This is a genomic window from Lysobacter antibioticus HS124, assembly GCF_000336385.2.
Taxonomy (GTDB): Bacteria; Pseudomonadota; Gammaproteobacteria; order Xanthomonadales; family Xanthomonadaceae; genus Lysobacter; species Lysobacter firmicutimachus.
The window spans coordinates 12,660-26,715 of record NZ_HG424470.1 but is presented as its reverse complement, the minus strand read 5'-3'; the positions used below and the strand labels follow the sequence as shown (position 1 = coordinate 26,715).

General features: G+C 70.3%; 10 protein-coding genes. 6 read left to right on the top strand and 4 right to left on the bottom strand.

The window, feature by feature from the left end; genetic code table 11:
- Window positions 1–526: 526 nt before the first annotated feature.
- The 3 genes from TX83_RS06725 (at window position 527) to TX83_RS06715 (ending at window position 5,749) form a co-directional block, all read left to right on the top strand.
- Window positions 527–1,030 carry a hypothetical protein gene (locus tag TX83_RS06725; protein ID WP_141233400.1) on the top strand — a complete coding sequence of 168 codons (504 nt, stop codon included), beginning with the start codon at window positions 527–529 and terminating at the stop codon, window positions 1,028–1,030.
- Between the two features lie 15 nt (window positions 1,031–1,045).
- A complete protein-coding gene (locus TX83_RS06720) occupies window positions 1,046–2,500 on the top strand; it encodes an XVIPCD domain-containing protein (RefSeq protein WP_064747168.1) in 1,455 nt (484 codons plus the stop codon).
- A 234-nt stretch (window positions 2,501–2,734) separates the two neighbouring features.
- Window positions 2,735–5,749, top strand: a complete 3,015-nt coding sequence (locus TX83_RS06715; RefSeq protein ID WP_064747167.1) for an SEL1-like repeat protein — start codon at window positions 2,735–2,737, stop codon at window positions 5,747–5,749.
- 15 nt (window positions 5,750–5,764) lie between these two features.
- Here the strand turns inward: TX83_RS06715 and TX83_RS06710 are convergent, their stop codons facing one another.
- Entirely contained in the window at window positions 5,765–7,744 is a 1,980-nt protein-coding gene (locus tag TX83_RS06710; RefSeq protein ID WP_064747166.1) for an esterase/lipase family protein, read from the bottom strand.
- A gap of 354 nt (window positions 7,745–8,098) precedes the next feature.
- Between TX83_RS06710 and TX83_RS06705 the strand changes: the two genes are divergently transcribed.
- The 3 genes from TX83_RS06705 to TX83_RS06695 are packed head-to-tail and all read left to right on the top strand — an operon-like array spanning window position 8,099 to window position 10,695.
- Window positions 8,099–8,461, top strand: coding sequence for a hypothetical protein (locus tag TX83_RS06705; protein WP_064747165.1), 363 nt, complete (start codon window positions 8,099–8,101; stop codon window positions 8,459–8,461).
- Between the two features lie 11 nt (window positions 8,462–8,472).
- Window positions 8,473–9,213, top strand: a complete 741-nt coding sequence (locus TX83_RS06700) for a hypothetical protein (protein WP_064747164.1) — start codon at window positions 8,473–8,475, stop codon at window positions 9,211–9,213.
- Between the two features lie 57 nt (window positions 9,214–9,270).
- The gene (locus TX83_RS06695) at window positions 9,271–10,695 is read left to right on the top strand and encodes a hypothetical protein (RefSeq protein ID WP_064747163.1); all 1,425 of its coding nucleotides are present in this window, start codon (window positions 9,271–9,273) and stop codon (window positions 10,693–10,695) included.
- A gap of 101 nt (window positions 10,696–10,796) precedes the next feature.
- On the opposite strand, the gene groL is transcribed toward TX83_RS06695, so the two are convergent.
- The 3 genes from groL to TX83_RS06680 form a co-directional block, all read right to left on the bottom strand.
- A complete protein-coding gene (gene groL, locus TX83_RS06690; RefSeq protein ID WP_064747161.1) occupies window positions 10,797–12,437 on the bottom strand; it encodes a chaperonin GroEL in 1,641 nt (546 codons plus the stop codon).
- A gap of 137 nt (window positions 12,438–12,574) precedes the next feature.
- Window positions 12,575–12,862 carry a co-chaperone GroES gene (locus TX83_RS06685; protein ID WP_064747159.1) on the bottom strand — a complete coding sequence of 96 codons (288 nt, stop codon included), beginning with the start codon at window positions 12,860–12,862 and terminating at the stop codon, window positions 12,575–12,577.
- 273 nt (window positions 12,863–13,135) lie between these two features.
- A complete protein-coding gene (locus TX83_RS06680) occupies window positions 13,136–13,981 on the bottom strand; it encodes an AraC family transcriptional regulator (RefSeq protein WP_222423729.1) in 846 nt (281 codons plus the stop codon).
- Window positions 13,982–14,056 lie beyond the last annotated feature (75 nt).

Below are 14,056 nucleotides of genomic sequence, written 5' to 3'. Positions count from 1 at the left end.
CAAATAAAAAGCCCGCTTCCGGTAGAACCGGTTGCGGGCTTGCTCCCTCCCCCACGTCGGGATGCGGGGCGATCGTGAAGGAACCGTTATCGGCTTTGCACGCTGCACTGCAAAACAGAACTTGCCAGTTCATTTGAAACGCGCCGCCGGCATTGCTGCCGTCCGGTTCGAAAGCCAGCAACGGCGGGACTGTTATCGATGCCACCCGACCCGGCGGTAAAACAGATCGGGTACCGCGGCGATGCGCACGCAGGAAAACTGAACAGGGCGACTGCGCGGCGATTGCGCCGACGCTGCGGCCGCAATGTGTCGTCGGTCGCAACTCTGTCCTGCCTCACGCGTGTCCAGCGTTCATCAGGTGTCGCACCTGCTGTAATCCGCGGAGCGATTCGCGTTACACGGAGGAGACGCCATGCCCCGCTCCCGCTTCCCCCGCATCGCGCGCGCGGCCCACGTCCTGGCCTTGGGCCTGGCCATCGCCGCCTGCGCGCATGCCCCGACATCGACGTCCATCAAGGAGGACCCCATGAGCACCGCCGCCAGCGGCACAACCCAAGTCACCGGCGAAGACATCAGCCGCCGCATGCTCAAGCTGATCGGCAGCCTGACGTCCAATGCCGACCTCAACGCCGATCACGTCCGCCGCCACACCGGCCTGGATGTCCAGCTCGCCGCCAACGGCGACGGCTCCTTCGGCACCGGCGCGCAGCTGAACCCGGACTGGTCGTACAACCTCTACGTCACCCGCCCGGCCGGCGAACAGAAGAACAAGCTGATCTTCGACTTCGCCCGCACCGGCAGCCAGGACGCGCCGATGACTCCGGTCTGCGGCCTGGATTTCGACCACTACGCGCGCGAGCTCAAGACCATGGGCTTCCAGGGCGATGCCAGCTACGCCGAGCACGGCCGCCTGGACCACTGGAATTTCAGCCGCACCGGTCTGTCGCTGCAGATCTTCGTCGAGGGCGAGTCCAGCGAATCGCCGGCCAAGATCGGCCACCACTGCGTCAAGACGCTCACCATCGAATAAGGCAAGGAGGCCGTCATGCCCGCCAAGATCAGTCCCGAGCTGCAGAAGCTGCTCGACGAATTCGCCAAACAGCCCGGCGTCAGCGCCGACGCCGCGGCCAATCTCAAAACCACCATCGAAGGCTCGCCCGCGCTGTCCAAGCAGCTCGACGACGCCATCGCCGGCGGCCACCTGAAGTCGTTCAAGCCGCTGACCGACCCCAACGCGGGCGGCGCCTACAACGGCAAGGAACAGGCCATGCTGTTGCCGATCAAGGGCCTGGAGAAAGCGCCCGCCGGCACCTACGACGCCGGCAACATGACCTTCGTGCTCGGCCACGAGGTCCAGCACGGCTTCTACCGCACCGATCGCGACAAGGCGATCCAGACCTTCGCCACCGAAGCCACCGCACTGTCCAAGACCGTCGCCGACAAGCACGACTACACCGCCTCGGTCGGCAAGGTGATCCAGGCCGATCGCGACAACGAGGCCAAGGCCCACATCGCCGGTTGGAACGCGTTGGTCGGCAACGTGCGCGAAACCAATCCCAAGGCCACCCTCGCCGACGTGTACGCCAAGTCGCCCGGCCGCGCCGGCGATTTCATCGACCGCACCGGCACCGCGCCGAACTTCAACTACGCGTTGAAGGCCGGGCTGACCGTCGAGGCGGACCTGTCGATGAAGATGAGCGACGACAACGTCAAGTCGATGGGCAAGTACTACTTCGACATGCCGGCGGCGCAGGCGCGCCTGGGTCACAACGGCAATTCGGACTACGCCAACTACTACGGCGCGTCCTACATGAGCTTCATCAGCCAGCTCGAGCATGCGCACGGCAAGACCGCCAAGGGCGGCAAGCCGGAAGTGCATCTCAACATGACCCAGCTCAAGCTCAACGAAAGCCTGATGGAGCAGAACGGCATCGACCTGGGCGCCAATTCGGCCGGTCGCCAGCCTTACTACGACACCAGCGGCAATCCGCCCAAGCTGGGTCATTTCGACCACACCAAGACCACCCACACCCACGTCAACATCCGCAACGCGCCGCTGGACGCGCTCAACGAGCTGCAGGGCGACCCGCATGCGCACGAGCACGGCAAGCTCGACCCGCGCCACGCCGAACACCCGGATCACCGCTTGTTCCGCGGCATCCTCGACAAGGTGCAGGGCGAGTACGCGCGCCACGGCGGCAGCCTGCCGGAACGCGACGCCGAACGCCTGGCCGCCGGCCTGGCGCTGGAGAGCAAGCGCAACCACCTGTCCAGCCCGGATCACCTGGTGCTCAGCGTCGACCCCACCACCAAGGAAATCGGCAAGACCGCGTTCCTGGTCCAGGGCGACCCGACCAACCCCTCGCACCTGCGGGTGGGCGTGTCGTTGCAGCAGACGCCGCCGACCGAAGACGCGTTCCGCCAGCTCGATGCGCTGAACCAGCAGCAATCGCAGACCCCGCAGGCGCAGCAGCAACACCAGCACCGGGCCATGCCGTAGCGGACCGGCGCTGCGGGAACGAGGACGCAGGAACGAGGAACGAGCAACAACCGGGTCGGCCCGGATTCGCTTCCCGCTCCCGCGTCCTCGGCGCCCGAAGCCGGCGCCGCCAATGCGCGACCACGGCCGCCGCCGGCTGCGACCGGTCCGTCACTTCGCCGCTTCGCCCATTGCGGTCGCGCCGCCGGCGCGACGATCCTTTACCCTGCTCGCCCCGCCAAGCAGGGAGCGTCCATGGGCAATCGGGTCTTTCTGTATCTGTGCACGGAAACCGAGGCCGCACAAGGCGGCGGCCGGCCGTTCGCCGAGGCCAAGAACCATTTCCCGCCGCTGTGGCAGCTGTTGCTCGCCGACGGCCGCGAGGGGCCGGCCAACGTCGCGCAGCGGCTGCCGTTCCTGGACACCGACACCGGCAATCTGATCGGCGACGCGGCTGCCGCCCGCGATCGCTTCTCCCTGCTGGAACGCTACGTCGTCGGCCATCCTCAACTGGACCGCATCCCCGGACTGGCGCTGCAGTTCGAAGCGTTCCGCCGCTACCTGGACGAAGAAGCGGCCCTGGTCCGGGCCGGCGCCGCCGATCCCGACGCGCCGCTGTGGTTCTCGGCCGATCTGGACGAACTGTCCTGGCTCGACGGCGACATCGACGGCTTCGTCGAGCGCATGGCCGCGCAGTGCGGCGCGTTCTGGCGCGAACTGCAGGACGCGATCGCGGCCGACCGCGCCGGGCGCGTGGCCGAACTGCTGGAAGTCCAGGGCCCGGCGTGGCATGCGGGCGAGTGGAGTTCGTGGCTGTGGCAGTTCGGCTTCGGCGGCCTCGACCATCCCTACTTCGACCAGCCCGAACGGCCACGCAGGATCGCGTTCGAAGCTTTCGAACACGACCACTACGCCGACCAGGCCGCGCTGGGCCACGACCGCATCCTGTTCGAGGCCGACGGTCTGCGCGGCCTGCGCCGGCGCGGCGAACACGACGAGCACGACCGGCTGCAACCCGGCGAAGTGCTCATTCCCGCGCAATGGCAGGACATCCTCGACGCCGGCCATGAACAGCGCGAACTGTACTGGGTCGCGCGCCAGGACCGTTACGGCCTGCTGGAGCGCCATGCCGACGGCCGCGTGCGACTGCTGCTGGAACCGGTGCTGAGCGAAGTCGACGAGTTCCAGGCGCTCGCCCCCTGCGCCCTGGCCGCGGTGCGGATCGGCGAACGCGCCGGCCTGCTGCAGGACGACGGCGGCTGGCGGCTGGCGCCGGAGGCGGCGTCGCCGCCGGCGCAGGCGATCGGCCGCTTCAGCCACGGCCGGGCATGCGCTCGCAGCGGCGAGCGCGTCGGCTATCTGGATACCGCCGGACACTGGTGCGTGCCGCCGGTCTACGACGCCGGCGGCGACTTCACCGGCGAGGGCTATGTGGAGGTGCGCCGCAAGGGCCGGTTCGGCCTGATCGACCGCGACGGCGCGACGGCGCTGGAACCGCAGTACGACGCGTTGGAATGGAACGGCGACGCGCGCGCCTATCTGGCCCGGCGCGGCCGCCAATGCGGCTGGCTGCATGCCGACGGCCGCGCCTGGGTCGCGACGGAATGGGACGAGATCGAGGCCATGCCCGCGGGCACGGCGATCCGGGTGCGGCGCAAGGGCCGCTACGGCCTGCTCGACTGGTCGGGACGCGAGTGCGTCGCGGCGGCCTATCGCGCGCTCGACCTCGACCACGAAACCTACGACGCCGACGCGCCGGTGCAGCGCGAGGCGCTGCGCTACGTGGTGCGCACCGGCGGTCGCGACGGCGGCCTGGGCATGATCGACGCCGACGGCCGCGAACTGATACCGCCGGTGTACGACGAGTTGTCGGCCTTCGCGGCCTGGATCGAAACCGGGCCGGGCGAAACGGCGGACGCGAGCGGCGAAGCCTGGCGCACGCCCCCGCACCTGATCGCGCTGCGGCGCGAAGTCGACGGCCGCGGACGACGCGGCGCCTGGGACTTGCGCTTGGGCCGCGAAGTCGTGCCCTGCGCGCACGATCGCGTGTTCGCGGCCGCCTTGTACCGCGACGGCGCCGACATCGTGGTCGGCTATCTCGTCGCCGACGAGCTGCCGGGCGCGGAGCACGAAGACGAGGGCTACAGCCGCCAGCGCATGCAAGTGCTGCGTGCCGACGGCAGCGCGCTGCACTCCGGCTACGCCTGGATCGGCGTCGCGCGGCCGCTGGACTGGAGCGAGCTGTCGGAGATCGCACAGCGTCTGTATCGCGCCTGGTCCGCGGACGACGCCGTCGAGGCGGTGCGCAGCGACGACGACGGTTTCGAATGGCTGCGCCGCGACGGCAGCCGTCGCGGCCATGTCGAGTGGCTGGCCGAGCGCTATGCGGCCGGCGACCGCGACGCCGCGTTGCGCTTGGCGCGTGAACTGCGCGACGGCTACGGCGTGGCCGCCGATCCGGTCGCGGCCCGGCGATGGATGGCGCGCGCGGCCGGCATCGCCGCCGACCCGCCGGCACGCCGCCCCGGCCTGCTCGCGCGCTTGTTCGGCGCCGCCGACGCGCGCTGGTCGCCGGACGCAGCCGCCGCCGACGGCAGCGCCGATGCCATGGACGAATTGGCGGCGATGCTGATCGACGGCGTCGGCGGCGCGCCGGCGCCGGCGTTGGCCCGAGACTGGCTCGAGCACCTGCTCGACCGGGTCGCCCCGAATCACGCGCGCGCGCAGATCCGTCTCGGTCATTTGCTGCAGAACGGCATCGGCGGCGACGCCGACCCCGAACGCGCCTTGCGCCTGTTCGAGCGCGCCGCGGCTCAGGCCGAGCCGGATGCGCTGTACAACCTCGGTCACGCGCACGAGTTCGGCCTCGGCACCGCGATCGACCACGAGCGCGCGCTGGACCACTATCGGCGCGCCGCCGAGATCGGCGACGGCGACGGCGCGCATCGCGCCGGGCTGGTCGCATTGCGCCTGGGCGCGCACGCCGGCGCCGACCGCGCCGCGGCCTGCGCCGAAGCCGCGCGCTGGCTGCGCCGTGCCGCCGAACACGACAGCTATGCCGGCGCGCACATCGCCGGCAGCGATCTTGCGGCGCTGCTGGTGCGCGGCGACGGCGTGGAGCGCGACGTCGACGAAGCCGAACGCCTGTGGCTGGCCGCCGCCGAGGGCGGGCATCGCGGCAGCATCGAACATTTGCTGGCGCTGTACGGCGACCAGGACAGCGAGCGCCACGACCCCGAGCGCGCCGCCTATTGGCGCCAGCGCCGCTGACCGCGGCGCAGACGTTCAGCGTCCGCCGCGGCGGCGGTACTCGGCCAGGTCGATGCGCAGGATCCGGCGCAGTTCCAATATCGCCTGCGGCGTCTCCTGCACGCTGTGGCCGGAAACGATCGCCTTCTCCGATTGGGCGCCGTCCAGGTGCGCGCTGGCGTAAGGCACCACGCCGTCGCTGGACTGCGCCAGCGGCACCGTCGGATCGCGCCAACCCACGACGGTGTGGAACGGCAGTCCGGGTTCCAGGCTCAGGCCGGCGGTGCTGCGCATGAACAAGGAATGCGGACTGAGATCGTCCGGCCCGGTCGGCGGACGGCCCTTGCGGAAACCGATCTTCTGCAACTGGTCCTGGTCGACTTGGCTGCGCTGGATCAGTTCGGCGGTGTCGCGCAGCACGTCGAACGGCAACCGGATCAGCTTGCGCACCATGCGCAGCGGCCAGCCGTCGGTGACCACCGCGCCGCGATGCGGCGACGCCAGGAACACGGCGCGGCCGAACTGCGGCATCGGCCGGAACACGGTCAACTCACGCACCAGCGGGTCCTCGCGCAGGCGCTGCGCGGTGGCGGCGTCGAAGTTGCTCAGGCTGGCTTCGCGCACCTGGTCGCCGCTGTCGCTGAGCAGCAGGCGCGAGATGACCCCGCCCATGCTGTGCCCGACCAGCACCGCATCGCGGCTGGCGACGTCGTCGCCCTGCGGATCGTAGTGGGCGAAGGTGCGCTGCAAGGCCGACTCGATCGCCGCGCGGTTGCCGAGGATGCTCAGATTGGTCGGATAGAACCCCTGCCACAACTGGTAGTGGCGGCGCAGGGTTTCGTCGCCCAGCACTTCGTTGGCCAGGTTGACCCAGGCCTCCGGGCTGCTGGCCAGTCCGTGCACCAGCACGATCACGCGCTTGTCCGGATCGTAGGGCTGGTTGAGATAGACCCGCGGCGAGAACGCGCGCGCCTGCTTCGGCCGCAGCAGGCTGGACAGGCTCAACCGCGCCAGTTCCGAACGCGCCAGCCAGATGCCGTAGGCGGCCGAGTAGTTGGCCGCCAGCGGCACGCTGCGCCCGGCTATGGTCTCGCTCTCGATCCGGAACGGGTTGTACACGTCCATGCGCGCGCTGCGGTCGGCGAGCACCGCATCGAGCGAGTCGCCGTCGAAACGCAAGGTCGCGGTGACCGGCAGGTAGCGCGTATCCCGATAAGGCAGGCTCGCGGCCGCAGGCCCCTGCCCCGCAGCCGCCGAGCGGCGCGGGAACACCGCGACCAGCGAAGTGCCGAAGCCGTCGCGGCGATAGACCGCACGCAGGTTGTCGAAGCCCAGCGTATCAGAAGCCAGCAACGCCTCCGGTTGCTGCTCGATCTCGGAGGATTCGTAACCGTGCAGGGCGACGCTCAGCTCCAACCCGCCGACCTGTACCGGGCTGGCGCCGACCCGGCCGCGGCTGGCTTCGAACGCGGCCTGGGCGACCACGTCGACGGCGCGGTTGTAGAAACGCAGCACCCGCTCCTGGCGCGCCTCGAACACGCGCTGCTCCGGCGTGCGCGGGGTCAGGAACAGATAGGCGTAGGCGTAGCGCGCCGCCTCGATCGCGGCGCGGGTGCGCGGATCGGCGGCCACGTCGGGCACCGCGGCCGCCGTCGGCGCGGCCGGCTTGCGCGCCAGCCCGGCGCTCTCCGCCGCCTGCGTCACCGACGCCGGCAGGGCGTTCATGCGCAACAACTGCAATTCCGCCGAGGCCGCCAGCCAATCCTCGACCGCAGCCAGCGTGCGCAGTTGGCCGATGCACGGCTCCGGCTCGCGCGCGCAGGTCTCCGCGTCCAGCCCGGCCGATCCCAGCACGCTCGCCGCCGATGCGCTCAGGCGGCCGCCGCTGAGCGCATCGATATTGCGCTCCACCGCGACGTCGCCGAAGGCGCGCTCCTTGACCTTGACCACGGCGCAACCGCTGCCGAGCAGGACGGCGAGGCCGAGCGCGAGCCAGGCGGCGGGGGATCGGGACATGGCGGATTCCGGACGGGGGCGAAGGCCATTGTCCGGGGCCCGCGGGGCGCGAGTAAATCTCCCGATCGCGAACGGCCCGGGCATCCATCGCCGCGGCTGCGCTCCGGCGACGCCCACCGCCGCCCCTCCGGCGCACAGTCCGGTCCGCGCCACCGGTCGGCGTCGGGCACGGAACGAGACCGCCCAGGTCCGTGGGGCAGCCACGCCGAGGCCTAGCGCGAGCTTCGTTCCGTGCGCGCACGCGCGCAGGCCCGCCGCGCTGGGAGCGAACGGCGGGCGTCTTCACAGCCGGCGCGCAGCGGCGTTCAACCGTATCGAGCCGGCCATCCTTTCTCCGCACCCGAGGCGCTCCTCATGCATCCGTCCGGAAATCCCGCAGAGTCCGGCCAGCCCGAGCTGCACGTCCAACACATCGCCTGCACCAACAACGCGTGGTTCTCCCTGCGTTTCGTCGTCCAGCGCGTGGAAGGCGATCGGGTGATCGGTCAGGCGCACAGGACCAGCGCATTTCCGGCCGGCCAGACCCGCAACGTGGATCTGGCCACCCTGCGTTTCCACGGAAAAGCGCTGGACATAGGCGACCGCGTGCGCCTGCGCGTCGGCGCGATCGGCGGCGGCCGGCGCGACGGCCCTTCGGTGGCTTACGCGCCCAACGGCCACACCGCCGCATTCAGTGTGCGCGGCACCACCCAGCGCTTCTCGATCAACCGCCTCTGAGGCGCCCGGCCATGGCCGCGTCCCACGCTCTCGACGGCCGATCCGCCGATTGGCTGCGCGATCACGAGCAACTGTTCGTCCGCTTCGGCCTCAACACCGAGGACGCCGACGCCCGCCGCCGCAATCGCGGCGCGCAGGTCCATATGCTCGCCGACGCGCGCTTGCCGCAGATCGCGCCGGACCGTGTGTTTCCGAACGTGGTCGCGGTCACCCGCGGCGCGGCGCTGTCGATCCGGATCCGTTCGCGTTCGCCGCTCGGCTTCGGCTTCCGCGTCGCCACCGACGCCGGACCGGTGGTGGACCGGTTGTACGCGGTCGACCGGCCCGACGCGCAGGGCTTGCGCAGCGTCACCGTCAGCCGGTTCCAACGCGACCAACGCCTGATCGTCGTCGATCCGATGAGCGCATGGCTGAGCGATTCGCGCGATCGCGATGCGCTACAGCAACTGTGGCGCTGCGAAATCTCGACCTGGGCGGTGCGCCAGTTTCTCGACCCGATCAGCGGGCGGGTCTACACCGCCAACCGTCCACGCTTCGCGGCGACGGCGGAGGCCGGGCCGTTCGAGACCCGCGGCGGCCAAGCGCTGGACGCGGCGGACGGCGCGCGGGTCCGGGTCAACCCCGGCGTGGTGCGCGGCGAGGGCGAAGCCGGGCAGCGCTTCGGACGCATCCAGGTGCAGGCCGAAGACGATCCCGAGCGCCAGCGCATCGGCTCGCTGCACGTGCATTTCTTCGTCCTCGGCCTCGACTGACCGTCGTTCGTCCCGCGCGCCGCCGCGCTTCGCACATCGCGCACCCGAGAGGTCCGCATGCTCGTCACCATCGCATTCGCCGGCGAACCCGACCGCGACATCGTCCTGCGTCTGGCGCCGGAGACCAGCCTGCTGCGGGTCCGCGAGCAACTCGCGGCCAAGGCCGGGATGCAGCCGGGCGAGCGCTTCCGCCTCGGCAGGGCCGGCCTGCATCCAACGCTCGAGGCCGAGACCACGGTCGCGCAAGCGATCGACAAGGACCAGACACTCACGGTCCGGCCGGCGCAGACCAAACGCGCGGAATCCGCGGCCAAGACGCAGGCGCAAGCGCGTCCCGCCTTGCGCCCGACCGCACCGGAGGCACGCCCGGCCGAGGCGCGTTGGGGGCTGAGGAACGAGACCGACGCACCGGATCTGCTGCCGCAGTTGCAGGGCCGGCTGGCCGGGGTCAACGCGCGCACTCCGGACGAGTTCGCCGCGTTGCCGCTGGAGACGGTGCAGGCGCTGCTCGCCACGCGCCGGCTCGACCGCGGCCTGCGCTTCAGCGCCGACCTGGGCGACAGCGTGTTCGGCGCGCGTTCGCCGCGCTCGCCGGCGGTCTATCGGCACCCGCAGCGGCCGCCGCATTCGGGCGGCGTCTCGTTCACGTCGCGCGGGCGCCTCAGCGCCACCGCCAGCCGGGTGCTGCACGAGTTGCATACCCGCAGCATCCACAACGCCAACGCCGGCGGCGGCGTCAACGGCTTCGGCCTGGGCGCGGATTTCCGCCGCGACCTCGAGCGCCTGCAGCGCAGCGAAGTCACCGCGATCCATCTGGTCGAGGAGACGATCGTCCCCAAGGTGGCGGTGACGCTGGACCCGGACCAGGATCTGGACGTCGCGCCCGAACTGGTCGAAGCGGTGGACGCCGCGCTGGCGGTGCGCGGCGGCCGGCGCAGCCAGTACCAGGCGCTGCACGAGCGCGTGTTCGCCGGGTTCGGCTATTTCTTCCCCTGCGAGACCCTGCTCGGCGGGGTGCGCATGCGCACGCTCAGCACGACCAGCGAGGATCTGCGCGAGCAGCAGCAGTTTCTGGCGGGCTTCGGCTTCGGCGCCGCCGCCAAGGACGTGCCGACCAGCCACGGTCCGGCCAGCGGCGACATCGGCTACGCGCGGTCCGAAAGCCGCCTGTCCAGGCACCGGCATATCCGCCAGCTTCGCCAACAGGACGTGCGCACGGTCGGCGGCCATCCGGCGCTGGGCCTGGCCGACGATCTGCTCCTGCAGTGGATGGCCGGCCTGGATGCGGTGGAACTGTGGGCGGCCATCGGCCATCGCCGCCTGGTGCCGATCCTGCGCTTCCTGCCGCGCCGGCAGCGCGACCGGTGCGTCGGCGTGATCGAGCCGTTCGCCCGTTCCGACCTCACCGCGCGCTTCACCGTGCTGGACATGGCCGCCTACGTGGCGCCGTTCAACCGCGCGCTGCTCGACGAGCTGATGTAGCCGCCGCAACGCGTCGGGGCGGGCCGCGCCCGACGGCGCCGCAAAAAAAAGAACCCCGCCTCGCGGCGGGGTTCCCGGTGTCGCTGCACGTGGGGCGTGGATCAGAAGTCCATGCCGCCCATGCCGCCCATGCCGCCGGCGCCCGGCATCGCCGGCTCGTCCTTCTTCGGCAGTTCGGCGACCATCGCTTCGGTGGTGATCATCAGACCGGCGATCGACGCGGCGTTCTGCAGCGCGGTGCGGGTGACCTTGGTCGGGTCCAGGATGCCGGCCTCGAGCATGTCGACGTACTCGCCGGTGGCGGCGTTGTAGCCGAACGCGCCCTTGCCTTCGATGACCTTGTTGAGGATGACCGACGGCTCTTCGCCGGCGTTGGTCACGATCTCGCGCAGCGGCGCTTCCATCGCGCGCAGGGCGATGGCGATGCCGTGGTTCTGGTCTTCGTTGGCGCCCTTCAGGCCGGCGATCGCGGCCTTGGCGCGCAGCAGCGCGACGCCGCCGCCCGGGACGATGCCTTCTTCCACGGCAGCGCGGGTGGCGTGCAGCGCGTCTTCGACGCGGGCCTTCTTTTCCTTCATTTCGACTTCGGTCGCGGCGCCGACCTTGATGACCGCAACGCCGCCGGCCAGCTTGGCCACGCGCTCCTGCAGCTTCTCGCGGTCGTAGTCCGAAGAGGTCTCTTCGATCTGCGCCTTGATCTGCTTGATGCGCGCTTCGATGCCCGAGCTTTCGCCCGCGCCATCGATGATGGTGGTGTTCTCCTTGGAGACCTGCACCTTCTTGGCGCGGCCGAGGTCCTTGATGGTGGCCTTCTCGAGCTGCAGGCCGACTTCTTCGGAGATCACGGTGCCGCCGGTGAGGACGGCCATGTCTTCCAGCATCGCCTTGCGGCGGTCGCCGAAGCCCGGGGCCTTGACCGCGCAGACCTTGACGATGCCGCGGATGGTGTTGACCACCAGGGTCGCCAGCGCTTCGCCTTCGACTTCCTCGGCGACGATCAGCAGCGGCTTACCGGCCTTGGCCACGCCTTCCAGTACCGGCAGCAGGTCGCGGACGTTGGAGATCTTCTTGTCGTGCAGCAGGATGAACGGGTCGTCCAGCTCGGCCGACATCGACTGCTGGTTGTTGATGAAGTACGGCGACAGGTAGCCGCGGTCGAACTGCATGCCCTCGACGACGTCGAGCTCGTTCTCCAGGCCCGAACCGTCTTCGACGGTGATCACGCCTTCCTTGCCGACCTTGTCCATCGCCTGGGCGATCAGGTCGCCGATGTTGGCGTCGGAGTTGGCCGAGATGGTGCCGACCTGGGCGATTTCCTTCGAGGTCGAGGACGGCTTGGACAGCTTCTTCAGCTCGCCGACGGCTTCGGTCACGGCCTTGTCGATGCCGCGCTTGAGGTCCATCGGGTTCATGCCGGCAGCGACCGCCTTCATGCCTTCGCGGATCAGCGCCTGGGCCAGCACGGTCGCGGTGGTGGTGCCGTCGCCGGCGTTGTCGGAGGTCTTGGAAGCGACTTCCTTGACCATCTGCGCGCCCATGTTCTCGAACTTGTCGGCCAGTTCGATCTCCTTGGCGACGGACACGCCGTCCTTGGTGATCGTCGGCGCGCCGAAGCTCTTCTCGAGCACGACGTTGCGGCCCTTCGGACCGAGGGTGGCCTTGACGGCGTTGGCGAGCACGTTGACGCCGCGCACCATCTTGGCGCGGGCGTCTTCACCGAAACGGATTTCTTTAGCAGCCATTGTTGCTGACTCCGGGATTTGAGATTGGGGATTCGGGATTGGCTAAGAGCGGATCAGTGGCGGGACACGGGAACGGAGGGGAACGCAGCGCACGCGCTTTGCGAATCCCGAATCTCCAATCCCGAATCCCCGCTCGCTCAGCCGACGATCGCGAGAACGTCGTCTTCCTTGAGGATCTTGTATTCGACGCCGTCCTGCTTATAGGTGCTGCCGGCGTACTGGCCGTAGATGACCTTGTCGCCGACCTTGAGCTTCGGCGCGCGCAGGCTGCCGTTGTCCAGGGCCTTGCCTTCGCCGATCGCGACGACTTCACCCTTGGTCGACTTTTCCTTGGCGGCGTCGGGGATGATGATGCCGCCGGCCGAGATTTCGTCGGCTTCGATCGGCTTGACCACAACGCGGTCGTAAAGCGGCTTGAGATTCATGGCAACCCTCTGTAAGTGCTTGAATGGGTGGGAAAAGAACCGGAATTTTAGCAGTCGCCACCGGAGAGTGCCAACGCCGGGGACGAAAGCGCCCGGACGCGCCGGGACTGGTCGCTAGATGAGGTGCGACGGACGGGTTTCAAGGGGCCGGACGAAAAAAGTCGCAACGCCGTCGCGGTCGGCTGGCCCGGCCCGCGGCCACGAGGCGCCTCCCGGCCGCGCCGCGCCGTCTCGGTGCGGGGGAGGACGGACCGGCCGGCCTCGCCGCACGGCTCAGCCCACGCCGTCGGACGCCATCGCCTCCAGATAGGCCGTCGGACTGACCCCGAAGTGGCGCCGGAACATGGCGCCGAAGGCGCTGACGCTGGCGTAGCCCGAATCCAGGGCCACCGCAGTGACCGCGGCGCCGGCCGCCAGCCGCTCGACCGCGCTCAGCAGCCCGGCGCGCTGGCGCCATTGGCGCAGGCCGTAGCCGGTTTCGAGGGCGAAATGGCGGCGCAGGCTGCGCTCGGACAGATGCGCCCAGGCCGCCCAGTCGGCCGCGCCGCGCGGGTCGGCCGGGTTCTCGATCAGGGCCTGGGCGATCTTGAGCAGGCGCGGGTCCGTCGGCATCGGCAGTCCGGGGCGGCCGGCGCCCGCGGCCGCGGCGGCGATTTCGTCCAGCGCCACCGCGATCAGGCGGGTCCGCGCCGGCGACGGGGCCGCGCCGTCGCCGAGCCGGGCGACGATCTCGCGCAGCAGCGCGGGCACGCGCAGGCCGCAAGGCTGCGTGGGCAGGGCCGCACAGGCGTCGGCGGCCACATACAGGCTCCAGCCGGCGAAGCGCGGACCGTGAGAGCGCAGCGAATGCTCGGCCTGCGGCGGAATCCACACCGCATCCGACGGCGGCACCAGCCAGCGGCCGCGCTCGCTGCCGACGGTCAGCAAACCGCGCCGCGCGCCGAGCAACTGGCCGCGGGCGTGGCGGTGCGGTGCGGTCGCGCGCGGGCCGGGCGTGTCGCGGACCACGGCGATCACCGCCGGGCCGTCGCCGGCGTCGGCCTGCGCGGCGCTCAGCCAGGCGTCGGCGGACGCGGAAGAATCGCGTCCGGCGAGGCCGCGCGAATGAGGATCGGGCAAGGTCGGCCTCCGGTTTGGCCGCAACGCGATGGAGATCGGCCGCGGCAACGTAGCAGAGCCGGAGCGCGGCGCCCA

What these genes read in the sequence shown, in the direction of transcription:
- groL (WP_064747161.1), bottom strand. Translation starts at nt 12,437, where the DNA reads ATGGCTGCTAAAGAAATCCGTTTCGGTGAAGACGCCCGCGCCAAGATG.
- TX83_RS06705 (WP_064747165.1), top strand. Translation starts at nt 8,099, where the DNA reads ATGCATCCGTCCGGAAATCCCGCAGAGTCCGGCCAGCCCGAGCTGCAC.
- TX83_RS06710 (WP_064747166.1), bottom strand. Translation starts at nt 7,744, where the DNA reads ATGTCCCGATCCCCCGCCGCCTGGCTCGCGCTCGGCCTCGCCGTCCTG.
- TX83_RS06715 (WP_064747167.1), top strand. Translation starts at nt 2,735, where the DNA reads ATGGGCAATCGGGTCTTTCTGTATCTGTGCACGGAAACCGAGGCCGCA.
- TX83_RS06685 (WP_064747159.1), bottom strand. Translation starts at nt 12,862, where the DNA reads ATGAATCTCAAGCCGCTTTACGACCGCGTTGTGGTCAAGCCGATCGAA.
- TX83_RS06720 (WP_064747168.1), top strand. Translation starts at nt 1,046, where the DNA reads ATGCCCGCCAAGATCAGTCCCGAGCTGCAGAAGCTGCTCGACGAATTC.
- TX83_RS06700 (WP_064747164.1), top strand. Translation starts at nt 8,473, where the DNA reads ATGGCCGCGTCCCACGCTCTCGACGGCCGATCCGCCGATTGGCTGCGC.
- TX83_RS06695 (WP_064747163.1), top strand. Translation starts at nt 9,271, where the DNA reads ATGCTCGTCACCATCGCATTCGCCGGCGAACCCGACCGCGACATCGTC.
- TX83_RS06725 (WP_141233400.1), top strand. Translation starts at nt 527, where the DNA reads ATGAGCACCGCCGCCAGCGGCACAACCCAAGTCACCGGCGAAGACATC.